At 70.3% G+C, this 16,975-nt stretch carries 16 protein-coding genes; 12 read left to right on the forward strand and 4 right to left on the reverse strand.

Annotated features, from left to right (window positions below):
* The first annotated feature begins 19 nt into the window (after positions 1-19).
* Genes VED21_RS07240 through VED21_RS07260 form a run of 5 tightly spaced genes read left to right on the forward strand, consistent with a single transcriptional unit; the run spans position 20 to position 4,800 of the window.
* A complete protein-coding gene (locus tag VED21_RS07240; protein ID WP_324881654.1) occupies positions 20-940 on the forward strand; it encodes a MoxR family ATPase in 921 nt (306 codons plus the stop codon).
* 1 nt (position 941) lies between these two features.
* The gene (locus VED21_RS07245) at positions 942-2,147 is read left to right on the forward strand and encodes a VWA domain-containing protein (protein ID WP_324881655.1); all 1,206 of its coding nucleotides are present in this window, start codon (positions 942-944) and stop codon (positions 2,145-2,147) included.
* Positions 2,144-2,461: an XdhC family protein gene (locus VED21_RS07250; protein WP_324881656.1), complete on the forward strand. Its 318-nt coding sequence runs from the start codon at positions 2,144-2,146 to the stop codon at positions 2,459-2,461. The genes VED21_RS07245 and VED21_RS07250 overlap by 4 nt, the downstream gene beginning before the upstream one ends.
* The gene (locus VED21_RS07255) at positions 2,458-3,159 is read left to right on the forward strand and encodes an XdhC family protein (RefSeq protein ID WP_324881657.1); all 702 of its coding nucleotides are present in this window, start codon (positions 2,458-2,460) and stop codon (positions 3,157-3,159) included. The genes VED21_RS07250 and VED21_RS07255 overlap by 4 nt, the downstream gene beginning before the upstream one ends.
* Positions 3,160-3,168: 9 nt before the next feature.
* Entirely contained in the window at positions 3,169-4,800 is a 1,632-nt protein-coding gene (locus VED21_RS07260; protein ID WP_324881658.1) for a molybdopterin-binding/glycosyltransferase family 2 protein, read from the forward strand.
* Here VED21_RS07260 and VED21_RS07265 read toward each other — a convergent pair.
* A complete protein-coding gene (locus VED21_RS07265) occupies positions 4,797-4,973 on the reverse strand; it encodes a hypothetical protein (RefSeq protein ID WP_324881659.1) in 177 nt (58 codons plus the stop codon). The genes VED21_RS07260 and VED21_RS07265 overlap by 4 nt on opposite strands.
* A 185-nt stretch (positions 4,974-5,158) precedes the next feature.
* Between VED21_RS07265 and VED21_RS07270 the strand changes: the two genes are divergently transcribed.
* The 4 genes from VED21_RS07270 to VED21_RS07285 all read left to right on the forward strand — a co-directional run bounded on the left by VED21_RS07270 (position 5,159) and on the right by VED21_RS07285 (position 9,672).
* Positions 5,159-6,670, forward strand: a complete 1,512-nt coding sequence (locus tag VED21_RS07270) for a bifunctional metallophosphatase/5'-nucleotidase (RefSeq protein ID WP_324881660.1) — start codon at positions 5,159-5,161, stop codon at positions 6,668-6,670.
* 78 nt (positions 6,671-6,748) lie between these two features.
* Positions 6,749-7,756 carry a hypothetical protein gene (locus tag VED21_RS07275; protein WP_324881661.1) on the forward strand — a complete coding sequence of 336 codons (1,008 nt, stop codon included), beginning with the start codon at positions 6,749-6,751 and terminating at the stop codon, positions 7,754-7,756.
* Between the two features lie 88 nt (positions 7,757-7,844).
* Positions 7,845-8,870: a hypothetical protein gene (locus VED21_RS07280; protein ID WP_324881662.1), complete on the forward strand. Its 1,026-nt coding sequence runs from the start codon at positions 7,845-7,847 to the stop codon at positions 8,868-8,870.
* 82 nt (positions 8,871-8,952) lie between these two features.
* Complete coding sequence (locus VED21_RS07285) at positions 8,953-9,672, forward strand: fused DSP-PTPase phosphatase/NAD kinase-like protein (RefSeq protein ID WP_324881663.1); 720 nt, start codon at positions 8,953-8,955, stop codon at positions 9,670-9,672.
* A gap of 97 nt (positions 9,673-9,769) precedes the next feature.
* Here the strand turns inward: VED21_RS07285 and VED21_RS07290 are convergent, their stop codons facing one another.
* Positions 9,770-11,554, reverse strand: coding sequence for an ABC transporter ATP-binding protein (locus tag VED21_RS07290; RefSeq protein ID WP_324881664.1), 1,785 nt, complete (start codon positions 11,552-11,554; stop codon positions 9,770-9,772).
* 114 nt (positions 11,555-11,668) lie between these two features.
* On the reverse strand, positions 11,669-11,848 hold the full coding sequence (locus VED21_RS07295; protein ID WP_324881665.1) for a hypothetical protein: 180 nt from the start codon (positions 11,846-11,848) through the stop codon (positions 11,669-11,671).
* A gap of 181 nt (positions 11,849-12,029) precedes the next feature.
* Between VED21_RS07295 and VED21_RS07300 the strand changes: the two genes are divergently transcribed.
* The 3 genes from VED21_RS07300 (at position 12,030) to VED21_RS07310 (ending at position 14,947) form a co-directional block, all read left to right on the forward strand.
* A complete protein-coding gene (locus tag VED21_RS07300; RefSeq protein WP_324881666.1) occupies positions 12,030-12,524 on the forward strand; it encodes an RT0821/Lpp0805 family surface protein in 495 nt (164 codons plus the stop codon).
* Between the two features lie 103 nt (positions 12,525-12,627).
* Positions 12,628-14,475, forward strand: coding sequence for a potassium/proton antiporter (locus VED21_RS07305; RefSeq protein WP_324881667.1), 1,848 nt, complete (start codon positions 12,628-12,630; stop codon positions 14,473-14,475).
* 1 nt (position 14,476) lies between these two features.
* Entirely contained in the window at positions 14,477-14,947 is a 471-nt protein-coding gene (locus VED21_RS07310) for a hypothetical protein (protein ID WP_324881668.1), read from the forward strand.
* A gap of 8 nt (positions 14,948-14,955) precedes the next feature.
* Here VED21_RS07310 and VED21_RS07315 read toward each other — a convergent pair.
* A partial coding sequence (locus VED21_RS07315; protein ID WP_324881669.1) for a putative bifunctional diguanylate cyclase/phosphodiesterase occupies positions 14,956-16,975 on the reverse strand: 2,020 nt, incomplete at its 5' end.

Genomic DNA, 16,975 nt, shown 5'->3' on the forward strand with positions numbered 1-16,975 from the left:
TCGCCATACCTTAACGGACATGCCCACACCCCTCCCCTCCTCCGTCGACGCGACGGCCGATCTGCTCCGCGGCGGCGACTATGTGCCCGACCGGGCGCTCGCCACGGCGCTCCATCTGGCGCTCAAGCTCCGCCGCCCGCTGTTCCTGGAGGGCGAGGCCGGCGTGGGCAAGACCGAGATCGCCAAGGTGCTGTCCCGCACGCTGGGCCGCCGGCTGCTGCGGCTGCAGTGCTACGAGGGGCTGGACGCGGCGGCCGCCGTGTACGAGTGGAACTACGCGCGCCAGATGATGGAGATCCGGCTTGCCGAAGCCACGGGCGACCGCGACCGGGACGCGCTGGCGGGCGATCTCTTCTCCGAGAAGTTCCTCATCAAGCGCCCGCTGCTCCAGGCGCTGGAGCCGGACCTCGCCGGCGCACCGGTGCTGCTGATCGACGAGCTGGACCGCACCGACGAGCCGTTCGAGGCGTACCTGCTGGAGATTCTGTCCGACTTCCAGGTCTCCATCCCGGAGTACGGCACCATCAAGGCGCCGGAGCCGCCCATCGTCATCCTCACCTCCAACCGCACGCGCGAGATCCACGACGCGCTGAAGCGGCGCTGCTTCTACCACTGGGTCGACTACCCCTCGGCCGAGCGGGAGCGGGAGATCCTGCGCGTCAAGGCGCCGGGAGCGGACGCCGACCTCGCCGCCCAGGTCGTCGCCTTCGTGCAGCACCTGCGCGGCATGGACCTGTACAAGGCGCCGGGCGTGGCGGAGACGCTGGACTGGGCACAGGCGCTGGTGGAACTCAACCAGCTGGAGCTGAGCCCGAGCGTCATCAACGACACGCTGGGCACGCTGCTGAAATACCAGGACGACATCGCCCGCATCCAGGGCAGCGAGGCCGCCCGCCTGCTCGCCCAGGTGAAGACGGAGCTGGCCGCGCAGGTCCGCTAATATGGACGACCGCCTGACCGCGAACCTCATGCACTTCGCCCGTGCCCTGCGGGCGGCGGGGCTGCCGGTCGGCCCCGGCAAGGTGCTGCAGGCGGTGGAGGCCGTGCGGGCGGTGGGCATCACCGACCGGCGCGACTTCTACTGGACGCTGCACGCCGTTTTCGTGAACCGCCGCGACCAGCGCGAGTTGTTCGACCAGGCGTTCCACGTCTTCTGGCGCAACCCGGACATCCTGAAGCGCATGATGGGCCTGCTGCTGCCCGGCATGCGCACGCCGCCGTCGCCGGACGACAAGGAAATGTCCCGCCGCATCGCCGAGGCGCTGCGCCCGCCCGGCACCGGCCCGGCCGAGGAAGGGCCGGAGAAGACGGAGATCGAGGTCGACGCCGCCCTCACCGTCTCCGACCAGGAGCTGTTGCAGGCCAAGGACTTCGAGAAGATGTCGGGCGAGGAGCTGGCGCAGGCCAAGCAGCTTCTCGCCCGCATGGCGCTGCCGGTGGCGCAGGCGTCCACGCGGCGCTGGCGGCCCGACCCGCGCGGCCCCCGCGTCGACCCGCGCGCCACGCTGCGGCGCATGCTCCAATCCGGCGGCGACGTGGTGGATCTGGCGCGGCGCAGCCGCCGCACGCGCCCGCCGCCGCTGGTGGTGCTGTGCGATATCTCCGGCTCCATGAGCCGCTATTCGCGCATGCTGCTGCACTTCATGCACGCGGTGACCAACGACCGCGACCGGGTGTCCAGCTTCACCTTTGGCACGCGGCTGACCAACATCACCCGCCACCTGCGCCACAAGGACGTGGACGTGGCGCTGGAGGCGGTGTCGGGCGCTGTGGAGGACTGGTCGGGCGGCACGCGTATCGGCGTGGCGCTGAAGGAGTTCAACCGGGTGTGGGCGCGCCGCGTGCTGGGCCAGGGAGCGGTGGTGCTGCTGATCACCGACGGGCTGGACCGCGACGCGGGCGAAGGGCTGGGGCGCGAGGCGGAACGGCTGCACAAGAGCTGCCGCCGCCTCGTCTGGCTCAATCCGCTGTTGCGCTGGGAGGGATTCGCACCAAAATCCTCCGGTATCCGGGCGCTGTTGCCGCACGTCGACGACTTCCGCCCGGCGCACAATCTGGACAGCCTCGCGGCGCTGGCCGGCGCTCTGCAGCAGCACGGCATCCGGCGGGAAGCGTCGCGGCAATGGCTGCGGGAGGGACAGGGATGATCACGGACGACGTGCTGGAACAGGCGGCGGCGTGGCACGCGGCCGGACGCAAGGTGGCGCTGGCGACGGTGGTGAGCACCTGGGGCTCCTCGCCCCGGCCGGTCGGCAGCCAACTGGCAGTGGACGAGGGCGGTGCCATGGCCGGTTCCGTCTCCGGCGGCTGCATCGAGGGCGCCGTGGTGGACGAGGCGCTGAAGAGCATGCAGGACGGCGAGCCGCGCCTGCTGACCTTCGGCGTCAGCGACGAGATGGCGTGGGAGGTCGGGCTGGCCTGCGGCGGCACCGTGCAGGTCTATGTGGAGCCGGTGGAATGAAGGCCGACCTGCTCACACGCCTGCTTCAGGCCCGTGCCGAGAAGCGCCCGGTGGCGCTGGTCACCGACATGACGACCGGCATGCAGACCCTCGTCTTCGAGGACGCCGTGCACGGCGCCTTCGGCCTGGACGAGGAGTTCCTGCCCATGGTGCGCGAGCGTCTGGCGCAGGACCGCAGCGGCATGATCGAGGCGTACGACGGCGAGGTGCGCCTGTTCGTCAACGCCTTCGCCCCGCCGCTGCGCCTGATCGTGGTGGGGGCCGTGCACATCGCCCAGGCGCTGGTGCCGGTGGCGCGGCTGACCGGCTACGCCGTCACGGTGGTCGATCCGCGCGGCGCCTTCGCCACGGAAAGCCGCTTCCCCGACGTGGCGCTGGTCACCGAATGGCCGGACGACGCGCTGAACGGCTTGGCCATCGACGCGCGCACGGCCGTGGTGACGCTGACGCACGACCCCAAGCTGGACGACCCGGCGCTGACGGTGGCGCTGCGCTCCCCCGCCTTCTACGTCGGTTCGCTGGGCAGCAGGCGCACGCACGCCAAGCGACTGGACCGGCTGCGCGCCGCGGGCCTGAATGACGACGAGCTGGCGCGCATCCACGCGCCCGTCGGGATGGACATCGGCGCCGTGACGCAGGCGGAAATCGCCGTGTCGGTCATGGCGCAGATCATCGCGGCCCGCCGCCGCAAGGAATAGGAGGCCGCCATGCACTTCGGCCCGATCCCGGTGGAGGAGGCGGAGGGCGCCATCCTCGCCCACTCCGTCCGCAAGAGCGGCCTGATCTTCAAGAAGGGCCGGGTGCTGAGCGCCGAGGACGTGGCCGCCCTCAAGGCCTCCGACTTCACCACCGTGGTGGTCGCTCGGCTCGGGCTCGAGGACGTGAGCGAGGATGAGGCGGCGACGCGCATCGCGGCGGCCGTGCAGGGCAGCGGCGTATCCGCGGCAGCCGCCTTCACCGGGCGCGTCAACCTGTTCGCCGAGGCGGCCGGCGTGCTGACGCTGGACGCGGAGCGCATCGACCGCGTCAACCTGCTGGACGAATCCGTCACCATCGCCACCCTGCCCGCCTTCGCGCCCGTGGCGCCGGGGCAGATGGTGGCGACCGTCAAGATCATCCCCTTTGCAGCACCTCGCGCCGTGGTCGGGCAAGTCGAGCGCCTGCTGTCCGACGGCGGCCCGGCGCTCGCCGTGTCCGCCTACCGCCCGTTGCGCGCCGGCCTGATCCAGACGCGCTTCTGGGGCGTGAAGGAGGCCATGCTGGACAAGACGGTGGGGGTGACGCGCGACCGCCTCGCGGCGCTGGGCGGTACCCTGGAAGCCGAACTGCGCTGCGCCCACGACGAGGGGGAACTGGCCGACACCATCTTGGCGTTGCGCCCGCACGGCCTGGACCTGCTGCTGATCGCCGGCGCGTCGGCCATCACCGACCGGCGCGACGTGCTGCCGGCGGCGATCGAGCGCGCGGGCGGGGCGGTGGAGCACTTCGGCATGCCGGTCGACCCCGGCAACCTGTTGCTGCTGGCCCATCTCGGCGACACGCCGGTGCTGGGGCTGCCGGGCTGCGCGCGCTCGCCCAAGCTCAACGGCTTCGACTGGGTGCTGCAGCGCGTCGCCGCGCGCGTGCCGGTCGATCGTACGGACATCATGCGCATGGGTGTGGGCGGCCTGCTGGCCGAGATTCCCAGCCGCCCCCTGCCCCGCGCCAGCGTCGGCGAGCCGCCGGCCACGGCGCCCCGCGCGCCGCGCATCGCAGCGTTGGTGCTGGCCGCCGGCCGCTCCACGCGCATGGGCGGCCCCAACAAGCTGCTGGCCGACCTGGACGGACGCGCGCTGGTGGCCCGCACGGTGGACGCCGCGCTGGCATCGCGCGCCCGGCCCGTCATCGTCGTCACCGGCCACCAGCGGGACGAGGTCGCCGCCGCGCTGGCCGGACGGCCGGTACAGTTCGTCCACAACCCCGACTTCGCCGAAGGACTCAGCACCTCCCTGCGCGCCGGCCTCGCCGCCGTGCCGGCCGACGCCGACGGCGCGCTGGTGTGCCTGGGCGACATGCCGGAGGTGAGCGGTGCCGTGATCGATCGGCTCATCGCCGCGTACAATCCCGTCGAGGGACGCGCCATCTGCGTTCCGGTGGCCGGGGGCAAGCGCGGCAACCCGGTGCTGTGGGACCGCGGCTTTTTCGCCGACATGGCCGCGGTGGCCGGCGACACCGGCGCCAAGCACCTGATCGGCGCCAACCCCGATCAGGTCGCCGAAGTGCCGGTCGACGACGAGGCCGTTCTGCGCGACGTCGACACGCCCGACGCCATCGCCGCGCTGAAGGAGCGGCAGCCCTAATGCGGCCGGCGGGTCCGGCGGCAGTCGGCGGCGCAGAGCACCGTGCAGTCCGGCCGGGCGCACAGCGCATCGCGCACCGCACGCAGCCGTTCCAGGAGCCGGCGTTCAGCCTCGCTCAGCGAGTTGGACGCAAGGATGGTCTGGATCGCCGCGTCGATCAGCCTCGGGGACATGACGCCTCCTTTCCGCCGCAAGGACCAGAGCGGCAAGCCTAGGACGGAACGGCGCGGGGCCGGGTTGATTTACATCAGTTCGTTAAGCAAACATTTCCGCGCAGCACGGCGCAAACGGTATACTCCCACCGCCCAGGCGGACTGCGCTACGCTGCACCGGACTTAACCGCCACGGGTCCCGCCGCATGCCGCACACGCTCCGCACTCTCGCCTGCGCCCTGTTCGCCGTCCTGCTCCTGCCGCTGGCGGCACGGGCGCAGAACGGCACGCTGACCTTCCTGCACGTCAACGACGTGTACGAGATCACCCCGGTGCAGGGCCGCGGCGGCTTTGCCGAGCTGATGACGCTGCTGCGCCAGGAGCGGGCGCGCAACCCGGCGGCCGTCACCACGCTGGGCGGCGACTTCCTGTCGCCGTCGCTGCTGTCGGGCCTCACCAAGGGCGCCCACATGGTGGCGCTGTTCAACGCGCTGGGCATCGAGGCCACCGCCTTCGGCAACCACGAGTTCGACTTCGGACCCGAGGTGGCCAGGCAGCGCCTGTCCGAATCGCGCTTCCTGTGGCTGGGCACCAACGTGCTGGGGCCGGACGGCCAGCCCTTCGGTGGTGCGGTTGCGACCTGGACAAAGACCGTGGGCGACGTGAAGGTGGGATTCTTCGGCGTGCTGACGCCGGAGACCGGCACGCTCTCCCATCCCGGAGTCGTCCAGTTCACGCCCGTCCTGCCCGCCGCGGCGGAGGCGGTGAAGCGCCTGCGGGCCGACGGCGCGCACGTCGTCGTCGCCCTCACCCACCTGTCGATGGACGAGGACCGCGAATTGGCGCGTGCCGTGAAGGGCATCGACCTGATCCTGGGCGGCCACGACCACGACCCCATCAGCTTCCACGACGGCGGCACGCTGATCCTCAAGGCCGGCTACGATGCCCATTACCTGGGCGTGGTCGACCTGACGGTGCGCACCACCACCGGCGACAAGGGGCCGGTCACCCGTGTCGAGCCGGCGCAATGGCGCTTCGCCGCCACCGCCGGAGCGACACCCGATCCGGAACTCGCCGCGCTGGTCAAGATCCACACCGACGCGCTGGCCGCCGACATGGACGCCGTCATCGGCCGCACGGAAACGGAGCTGGACAGCCGTCGCGGCACCGTCCGCGCGCGTGAGGCGACCATGGGCAACCTCGTCGCCGACGCGTTGCGCGAGGCGCTGAAGGCCGACGTCGCCATCACCAACGGTGGCGGCCTGCGTGCCGACGCACTGCACCCCGCTGGCGCACCGATCCGCCGTCGCGACATCTTCGCCGAGATGCCGTTCGGCAACGTCGGCGTGCTGACCGAGTTGAAGGGCGCCGATCTGCTGGCCGCGCTGGAGAACGGCTTCTCCAAGGTGGAGGAGCGCGCCGGCCGCTACCCGCAGGTGTCCGGCCTGAGCGCCGTCTACGACCCCAAGGCGCCGCCGGGCGCCCGGGTGGTGGAGGTGACGGTGGGCGGCAAGCCGCTGGACCCGGCGGCCACCTACCGCGTGGCGACCAACGACTACATGCTGAAGGGCGGCGACGGGTACGCGGCGCTGACGCGCGGCCGGGTGCTGGTCGACCCGTCGGGTGCCATGCTGTTCGCCACCATCGTCATGGACCACGTCCAGGCCCGCGGCACCGTGTCGCCGAAGGTGGAAGGGCGGACGGTGGCGAAACCGTAGCCGTTCGCCGATGCAAGGTTGCGGTGGGCGAACCGCTCGCCTACCCTCGTTCAGCGCCACTCACCGGGTTCCCGCCGCATGTCCCGTCCCGCCTCCCGCTCCAACGACTTCGCCCTGGCCTTCGCCGCCGCGCATGCCGGGGCGGGGCTGACGCGCGTCCCGATCAACCAGATCCTGCAGACGATCTCGGAGAACCCGGCCTTCCTGTTCTCGAAAGAGCTGAAGCAGCTGGGCGGCCGGTGCCCGGTGCACGCCGACACCAGCCAGGACGATATGGACAAGGTGACGGTCAACACGCTGCTGGCCTTCCTCTTTCACGGGCTGAAGGCGTACGTGGAGGCCGGCCTGCCGGTGGACGACGAGGGGCGGATCCGGCTGGTGCCGCCGCCGCGCTCGGCCTACGCGCTCGATCCGACCGACCGCGCGTCGCTGGGCGGCGTGCCGGTGGAGGTGATGTGCAGCTTCCTGCGCGACTGCACCTGCCACCTGTTGGACGAGATCATCACCCGCTGGATGGCCGACGTCCTGGTGGAGGAGGAGCATTACCGCACCCTGGGCAGCGGCGAGATCTCCGCCGTTGCAGCGGCCAGCTTCCTGCTGCACACGCACATGGAGGACTCGGCCCTCTACCAGCGCGCCGGCTACGACGCGCTGTCGATCACCAAGACCGGCAGCCACACCGCCATCCACATCGGCTGGGCGCTGGTGGAGGCGGCACCGCTGCTGGTGCCCGGCCGCGACGCCGCGTTCTACGACGACCTCGTCCGGCGCAGCGCCAAGCAGGTGATCCCGCTGGCCATGGTCAGCCTGGGCATGCTGGTGCACTACATGGAAGCCGGCGGGATCGAGCCGCACGACGGCCTTGCCATCCACCTGCTGCCCAAGGAGCAGACGGCCTTCACGCTGAACGAGTCGGGCCTGATCTGCCTGTCGCCGGAGCCGATCACCCCGTTCCGGAAGGAGGGCGAGCAGTACTACACCGGCTGCCCGGCCTTCTACGCGCCGGGGCTGATCAACCTGTACCTGGACATCGTCGCCACGATCGCCCGCGAATACGCCGTCTACGACCGGCTTTTGCAGCGGTAGGGCCGGCTTGTCACAAAACGTCTCCATTGCGCCGCGGCATGGGGCTGCCTAGGGTATTCGCGTCGATTTCTGCCCGAGTTGCATGCCCATGTCCGCCCCGACCTCCCGCCCGAACGATTTCGCCCAGGCCTATCTCGCCGCGCATACGGAGGCCGGGATGGACCGCATCCTGCTGTCGCCCGTCCTGCACCGCATCGCCGAGAACCCCGGCTACATCTTCGACGAAGAGTTGAAGAAGCTGGCCGGCCACTGTCCGGCGCACGCCGACACGCGGCAGACCGATTACGACAAGATCGCCATCAACACGCTGCTGGCGACGCTGTACGACTCGCTGCTGCGCCACATCATCAACGGCCTGCCGACGACCGAGGACGGGCGCATCGTCCTGCTGCGCGCACCCGATCCCCTGTTCGGCCTCGACCCGGAAGACCACGAGGGGCTGGCGAAGCTGTCGCCGGAGGACTATTGCGCCTATCTGCGCGACACCGCCTGCCACCTGCTCGACGCGCTGGTGAAGAAGTGGGCGATCGAGCTGCTGAGCGAGGAGGAGCATTACCGCAACCTCGGCACCGGCGAGATCTCGGCGCGCGCCGCCGCCAACTTCGTGCTGGCGCAGCTGCTGGACGACTCGCCCGCGTACAACGTCAACGGCTACGACGTGCTGTCGATCACCAAGACCGGCAGCCACACCGCCCTGCACGTGTGCTGGAGCCTTGTGGAGGCCGCGCCCATGCTGGCCCCAGGCCGCGACGGCGCGTTCTACGACGCGCTGGTGCGGCGCAGCCTGAAGCAGATCCTGCCGCTCGCCATGGGCAGCCTCGGCATGCTGTCCTACTACATCGAGGCGAGCCACATGGAGGCCGACCACCACCAGGCCACCCACGTGCTGCCGCTGCACCAGACCGCCTTCCAGCTGGCCGAGCAGGACGGCGAGCCGTTCATCCGTCTGAACACCGAGGTGATCAAGCCGATCGCCCAGGAGGGCGAGCGCCACTTCACCGGCTGCCCGGCCTTCTATGTGGTCGGCATGATCAACGCCTATATGGAGATCGTGCTGGGCATCGCCGCCGAATACCGCGTCTTCGACCGCCTTCAGGAGCGCACGCCCGCCTGAGCGGGCTTGACGCGCGCCGCCCGGCACCTATGTTGGCGGCCTTGTTGCAACGACCATGTTGCCGACGCGAAGCGAGAGTGTCTTGGCGAAGAAGTGGTTCCTGCGCCAGTATTTCAGTGATCTGGCCGATCTGATCAAACGGCGCCGCGCCCGCATGGGCACCACGTGGGAGCGTGCGCTCGGCCATTTCGAGGCGGTATTCATCGACCACGCCTGCTTCCGGCTGATCTACGACAACCGCTACCGCATCTCGCCGCGCATGTTCCGGGCGAGTCAGGTGTCGCCGTCGCACGTGCGCAAGGCGGCCGAGTTGGGCGTGAAGACCATCATCAACCTGCGCGGCCAGCGCGACTGCGCCTCCTACATCCTGGAGGACGAGGCTTGCCGGCGGTACGGCGTCACGCTGGTCGACTTCCCGGTCAACTCCCGCGACACGCCGAAGCGCGAGACGCTGCACGCCGCCAAGCGGATGTTCGAGACGATCGAGTACCCGGCGCTGATGCACTGCAAGTCCGGCGCCGACCGCGCCGGCTTCATGGCCGCGCTGTACATGTTCGTGCACGAGAAGGTGCCGCTGGACGAGGCGGTGAAGCAGCTGCACTGGAAGTACGGCCACTTCAAACAGGCCAAGACCGGCATCCTGGATTATTTCTTCGACCTCTACCGCGCCTACAACGAGCGCCACCCCATCGACTTCTGGCGGTGGGTGGACACCGTCTACGACCCGGCGGAGGCGAAGGCGAGCTTCCGCTCCCGCGAATGGGCCAACACGGTGGTGGATCGTTTGCTGGCGCGGGAGTGATGCGTTTCTGACGTTGGGTTTTCGCTGCGCTCAACCCAACCTACGGGCGCGTCGTAGGTTGGGTTAAGGCGCGAGCCGCAAACCCAACGTCACGCCCTCAGGCCGTCACCGCCTCGCCGTCCTCGCCGAACTGCAGCTTGCACAGGCGGGCGTACATCCCCTCGGCGGCCAGCAGCTCGTCGTGGGTGCCCTGCTCGACGATGCGGCCCTGCTCCATGACGACGATGCGGTCGGCGCTGCGCACGGTGGCGAGGCGATGGGCGATGACCAGAGTCGAGCGCCCCTTGGTCAGGCGCTCCAGCGCCTCCTGCACCAGACGTTCGGATTCGGAATCGAGCGCACTCGTGGCCTCGTCCAGCAGCAGAATCGGCGCGTCCTTCAGAAAGGCGCGGGCCAGCGCCACGCGTTGGCGCTCGCCGCCCGAAAGCTTGGTGCCGCGGTCGCCCAGTACGGTGTCGTAGCCGTCCGGCAGCTTTTCGATGAACCCATGCGCGGCGGCCGCCTTGGCGGCGGCGACGATGTCGTCGAAGGTGGCGTCCGGGCGGCCGAAGGCGATGTTGGCGCGCACCGTGTCGTTGAACAGCACCGTATCCTGGCTGACCACGGCCACGGCACGGCGCAGGCTGGCAAGCGTCACCGCGCGCACGTCCTGCCCGTCGATCAGCACGGCACCACCGGTCACGTCGTAGAGGCGCGGGATCAGGTTGAAGACGGTCGACTTGCCGGCCCCGCTGCGCCCGACCAGCGCCACCGTGCTGCCGGGCGCCACGTCCAGCGTCACGTCCCTCAGCGTCTCAGCTCCCGTGTCGTAGGCGAAACGCACGCCGTCCAGCCGCACGCCACCCTTGGCGACCGCCAGCGGCTTGGCGTCCGGCCGGTCGGTGATGGCGGGCTTCCGGTCGGTCAGCTCGAAGATGCGCTGGGCGGCGGCGAGACCCTCCTGCAGCGCGGCGTTCAGCGTGCCGATGGCGCGCACGGGTTGGGCGGCGATCAGAAGCGCGCCGATGAAGCCGGTGAACTCGCCCACCGTCCCCGCGCCCGTGGCGATGCGCCAGCCGGCAAACGCGATGACGCCGGCCACCGCCAGCCCGCCCAGCGCCTCCAGCATCGGGTCGACGGCGGAGCGCTGGCGCGTCGCCTTCATGGACAGGCGATAGTTCTCCTCGAACGCCGCGCCGGCGCGCTTGCGCTCGTAATCCTCCAGGCTGAAGGTCTTGACCATGCGCGCCCCGGCGAGGCTTTCGGTCAGCAGCGCCGTCATGTCGCCCATCTGCGCCTGGGTGTCGCGCGAGACGCGGCGCAGCCGTTTGCCGATGTTCACGATGGGCAGGGCCGCCAGCGGATAGACCAGGAAGGTGATCAGCGACAGCACCCAGTCCAGGTAGAACATGGCGCCGACCAGGGCGATCACCGTCAGGACGTCGCGCACCAGCCCGGTCACCGTGCGCGACAGCGCGTTGCGCACCACGTCCACGTCGTTGATGAAGCGCGACGCCAGCGTGCCCGTGGGGGCGGCGTGCAAGGCCGCGAGGTCGCTGACCAGCAGGTGGTCGAACATGCGCATGCGCACGTCGGTCAGCACGCGCTGCACGATGTCGGCGGTCACCACCGTCTGGGCATAGGCGGTCAGCGCCTTGATCAGCGTCACCGCGACGATGGCAAGCGGGATCAGCACCATCATGGTGCGGTCCTGCGTCTCGAACATGCTGTAGGACTTGTCGATCAGCAGGGGGTAGGCGCCGGTGGCCGCCGCCAGCACGCCCATCAGCGCGAAGGCGATCAGCAGCTTGCCCCGGTACGGCCGGATCCATTCCCGCCACACCCGGAGCATCAGCTTTTCCGTCGCCGCGTCGAGGCGCAACGCCTCCTTCTTGCCGCTCACCGCAGGCCACCCCAGTCGTTCACCAAGCGCGAAGCCATAGCCGACCCGGGGCGCAAACGGCAAGCGGCGCGGAGCCTGCCGGCCCCGCGCCGCCCGCCATGGCGAAGGGGACGCCTAGTTGTCGAGCGCGGTTCCGACCGCCGCGCCACCCAGGCCGCCGATCACCGCGCCGCGCTTGCCGTCGAGCGCATAGCCGCCGGCCGCACCGGCCGCACCGCCCAGCATCGTGCCGGTGTTGCAGGCAGCCAGCGTCAACAGCGCGATGGCAGCCCCGATCAGGCGCAGACGAGACATGAAAATACCCTCCGTTTCGTGGCTCTTCCCCCCTTAAACACACGAAACGGCAGAAAGCTTCCCCGTCCGATGAAGAAACCGCCGCGTTCCCGTTCCCCGGGTGCCGGGAACCTTGCCGCCCCGGCGGGGTTTGCCCGGTGAATCCGAGAGATTTTCGGCATCCCGGTTGGGGAGGACGGACATGATCCTGCGCAAGACGACTCTCCGCACCACGGCGCTGGCGGCGGCGCTGGCCCTCGGCCTCGGCGCCTGCCAGGGCGGCGGCGGCTTCGAGAGCATGAGCACCGGCGAGACCGTCGGCACGCTGGGCGGTGCCGTGGCCGGCGGCCTGCTCGGCTCGCGCTTCGGCGGCGGGGCCGGCAAGGTGGCGACGGTGGGCATCGGCACGGTGCTGGGCGCCCTGGCCGGCCGCGAGATCGCCCGCTACCTGAAGGGCAACGACACCGAGCGCGCCGCCGCGGCCGAGCGGCAGGCGGTGTCGCAGGGCGGCCCCATCGACTGGAGCAACCCGGAGACCGGCGCCCGCGGATCGGTCCAGCCGCAGCGCACCTACCAGAACAACGCCGGCCAGACCTGCCGCGACTACACCCACACGATCTACGTGCAGGGTCAGGCGGAATCGGCGCGCGGGACCGCCTGCCGGCAGCCCGACGGAAGCTGGGCTTTGGTCAGCTGACGGCCGCGTCCGCGCCTTATCCGTCCGTCCACGTTGCGTGCACCGCACAAAAGGGGCACCATCAACGGGTTGTGGATTCCCGGAAAGGCGCGGCGCGACGGCCATGGAGGCAGCGAGTACCATCATCCTCATCGGCTCGGTGCTGCTGCTCGCCAGCATCATGACCAGCTATGTGGCGATCCGCTTCGGCACGCCGCTGCTGCTCATCTTCCTGGCGATCGGGCTGCTGGCCGGCGAGGACGGGATCGGCGGCATCCCCTTCGACGACGCCCCGACGGCCTTCCTGATCGGTTCCGTGGCGCTCGCCGTCATCCTGTTCGAAAGCGGCTTCGACACGCGGCTGCAGAGCTACCGCACGGCTGCGTGGCCGGCGCTGTCGCTGGCCACCATCGGCGTCGGTGTCAGCACCGGCACCATCGGCGCCGCCGCGCACTACCTGCTGGACCTGCCGTGGATCGAGGCGATGCTGGTGGGTGCCGCCATCAGTTCCACCGACGCGGCGGCCGTGTTCCTGCTGCTGCGCATCGGCGGCATCACCATCCGCGAACGGGTGCGGTCGACGCTGGAGATCGAATCGGGCAGCAACGACCCGATGGCGATCCTGCTGACCATCCTGCTGGTGGAGGCGGCGACCTCGACCGGCGGCCTCACCCCGGCGCACGTGGCGCTGGAGTTCGTGTGGGAACTGGGCGGCGGAGCCCTGGCCGGCCTGCTGGGCGGTGTCGTGCTGGTGGCGGTGCTGAACGGCATGCGCGTCGACCCGGGGCTCAACCCGGTGGTGTCGCTGGCCTTCGCCTTGTTCGTCTTCGGCGGAACCAGCGTGCTGGGCGGCAGCGGCTTCCTGGCCGTCTACGTGGCGGGTCTGGTGGCCGGCAACGTCAAGCTGCGCGGTGCCCAGGGCCTGCGGCGCTTCCACAATGGGCTGACGTGGCTTGGGCAGATCGTCATGTTCGTGATGCTCGGCCTGCTCGCCACGCCGCGGGAGTTCGTGGACATCCTGATCCCGGCGGTCATCCTGGCGTTCCTGCTGATCCTGGTGGCGCGGCCGCTGGCGGTGTGGCTGTGCCTGCTGCCGTTCCGCTTCACCGCCAACGAGACGACCTTCGTCGCCTGGGTGGGCCTGCGGGGTGCTGTGTCCATCCTGCTGGCGCTGGTGCCGACGCTGGGCGGCCTGCCGAACGGGCAGACCATCTTCAACACGGCCTTCATCGTCGTCATCGTCTCGCTGATCGTGCAGGGCTGGACGATCCGGCCGATGGCGCGCTGGCTGGGCCTGATCGTGCCGCCGCGCACCGGGCCGGTCGACCGCGTGGAATTGGAGCTGCCCGGCGAGGTGGAGCACGAGCTGGTCGCCTACCGCGTCCACCCCAAGAGCGCCGTGGCGCGCGGCCAGAGCCTGCCGCGCTGGGCACGGCCGTCGCTGGTCATCCGCGACGGTCTGGTGGTGCCGCTGCACAAGGCGCGGCCGATCCAGGCCAACGACCACGTCTACATGTTCATCGCACCGCACCGCCTGCCGCTGCTGGACAAGCTGATGGGCGGCGTGCGCCCGCTGGACCCCGCCGACCGCGAATTCTACGGCGACCTCGTGCTGAGCCCGACCATCACGGTGGAGCAGCTGGCGGAGATGTACGGCCTGCCCATGGCCGTCGCCAACGCCAGCCGGACGTTGCGGGAGAAGTTCCACCTGGAGTTCCCGAACGGCTTCGAACTGGGCGACCGGCTGCGCATGGGCGGTGTCGAGCTGATCGTCCGCGACCTGGACGAGGAGGGCGAGATCGCCTCCGTCGGCCTCGCCCTGGAGCCCGGCAAGGCGTCGCAGCCGCGCGTGGCGCTGTTCCTGCGCCCCCGGCAGGTGGCGAAGGCCATCGGCAACTGGTGGGGCCGCCAGTCCTTCCGCCGCTGGCAGCGCCGCCAGCGCCGTCCGCAGGACGCCGCGCAGGGGGATTGACATGCCACGGCTTACGACGGCGGGCCTTGCTCTGACGCTCATCGTGTTCACGAGTGCTGGCTGCGGCGGACCGGAGCCTGCTTTGCGGGACAAGGTGATAGAGCGCACGCTACAAGAGCGTATCGCACACCTGCGCCCGGACGGCCGCCGCGTATCGCTTACCGAAGCCGGGCCTTCCGGTTGGACCCGTGCGTGTGTGGTACAGCCATACACCGATAGGCGGGCTATACGAGAGGCGACTGGTGTCGAGATCCGGCGGTCGCCATGGGCCGGTGGCGACGGGCATTGGGGCTTTATCTTCATTTGGAAAGATAAAGCCTCCTACGTCGTGCTTCCACGAGCGGGCGGCAGCGACCGCGGCGAAACCTTGCGATGCTGGGAGCACGACCAACACCCGTCCATCGTCGCATTCGACGACAGTACGACGGCCGGCCACGCATTCCGCGCGCTCAAGATCGTCACTAACGATTGACGTCGGGCTCAGAGCCCTTCCTGCTGCTGGCCGCGGACCATGTCGGACAGCGCCTCGGGCGTCATCGGGCGGCCGAACAGGTAGCCCTGGAGCTGCAGGCAGCCGACGGAGCACAGGAACTCGCGCTGCTCCACCGTCTCCACGCCCTCGGCCACGGTGATCAGGCCCAGGCCGTGCGCCATGCCGACGGCGGCGCGGACCAGGGCGGCGTTCTTGGTGTTCTCCGGCACGTCGATGACGAAGGCGCGGTCGATCTTCAGCTTCGCAACCGGCAGCTGCTGCACGTAGCTGAGCGAGGAGTAGCCGGAGCCGAAGTCGTCGATGGCGACCTGGACGCCGATGCCCATCAGCTCGGTCAGCGTCCGCACGGCGGCCTTCAGGTCGCGCACGGCGGCCTGCTCGGTGATCTCCAGGCCGAGGCGCTCGTTCAGGCCGGGGTGCTCGGCCAGCAGCTCGGCCAGGCGGTGGGTCAGGTTGCCGCGCAGGAACTGCTGGCCGGAGATGTTGATGAAGACGCGGCCGGGCAGCACGCCCTGCGCCTCCCACGCCACCATCTGCCGCACGACCGAGGTCAGCACCCAGTCGGTGATCGGCACGATCAAGCCGCTTTCCTCGGCGACCGGGATGAACTCGCCCGGCGAGATGGCGCCCAGCGTGTGGTGGGTCCAGCGCAGCAGCGCCTCGGCACTGGTCACCTTGCCGCTGCGCGCCTCGACGATGGGCTGGTAGACGAGGTGCAGCTCGTTCCGCTCGATGGCGTGGGCGAGGTGCATGGTCAGCAGCATGCGCCGGGTCGCCGCCGCCGCCATCTCCGGCGTGTAGAAGCACACCGCGTTGCCGCCGTTGTGCTGCACCGATTGCAGCGCCAGCTTGGCCTTGGCGTTCAGCTCCTCGACGCGCTGCACCGTCTGGTCGAACACCGCCGCGCCGATGGAGACGCGCAGCCGCACCCAGTGGCGGTCGGCGTAGATCGACGCGGTCAGCCGGTCGTGCAGCACGTCGGCCAGCGTGCGCGCCTGTTCCAGATCGTCCACCCGCGACAGCGCCGCGAACTCGTCGGCGGCGATGCGGCAGATGTAGGTTTCCTTCGGCAGCACCTCGATGACGCGGCTGACCAGCGCCTTCAGCGCCGCGTCGCCGACATGGAACCCGAAAGCCTCGTTGATGTCGCTGAACTGGTCGACGTCGAGCGAGTAGAGCGCGAAGCACGGCGCGCCCTCCCCCTCCCCGCTCCGCGCCAGCACCGCCTCGCACTCCTCGAGGAAGGCGGTGCGGGTCAGCACGCCGGTCAGCGGATCGTGCCGCGCCAGATAGGAGGCGCGCTGCTCCGCCGCCAGCCGGTCGGAGATGTCGCGGATCATGGCGACGAAGGTGACCTCCTCGCCCAGCCGCGCCTCGCCGACGCTGAGGTGGATCGGGAAGACGGTGCCGTCCTTGCGCCGGCCCAGCGACTCGCGGCCGATGCCGATGATCTTGGCGCGGTCGGTCTGCAGGTAGGTCTGGATGAAGCGGTCATGGTCGCGCGAGAACGGCGGCGGCATCAGCGCCGTGACGTTCTGGCCCAGCAGGTCCGCCTCCTCGTAGCCGAACTGCTGGCAGCAGGCGCGGTTGATCGAGCGGATGACGCCCTTGCGGTCCGTGATGACGATGCCGTCCACCGCCGCGTCCAGCAGGGTCGCCACGAACGGGTCGCGGCGCATCACGAAATCGGCGATGCGCTCCTCGTCGGCGATGTCCTGGAGGATGCCCAGGAAGCCCGGGGTCTCCCCACCCTCCACCGCCCCGTCCGCCATGCGGTGCGGGATGACGCAGCCGGTGAGCATGACGCGCCGCCCGTCGCCGCGCGCGGCGAAGCAGTCGACCGGCGCCGCGGTGCCGGTCCCCGCCGCGTGGGCCAGCGCCTCGGCGACGCCGCGGGCGACCGCGTGGTCGATCTCCGACAGGCGGCGGCCGAGCAGGGCTTCGGGCTGGCTGTCCAGCAGGGCGGCGAAGCGGGGAGCGGCGTGGCGGCAGCGCAGGTCGGCGTCG

The organism is Azospirillum sp. (genome assembly GCF_035627195.1).
Lineage (GTDB): Bacteria > Pseudomonadota > Alphaproteobacteria > Azospirillales > Azospirillaceae > Azospirillum.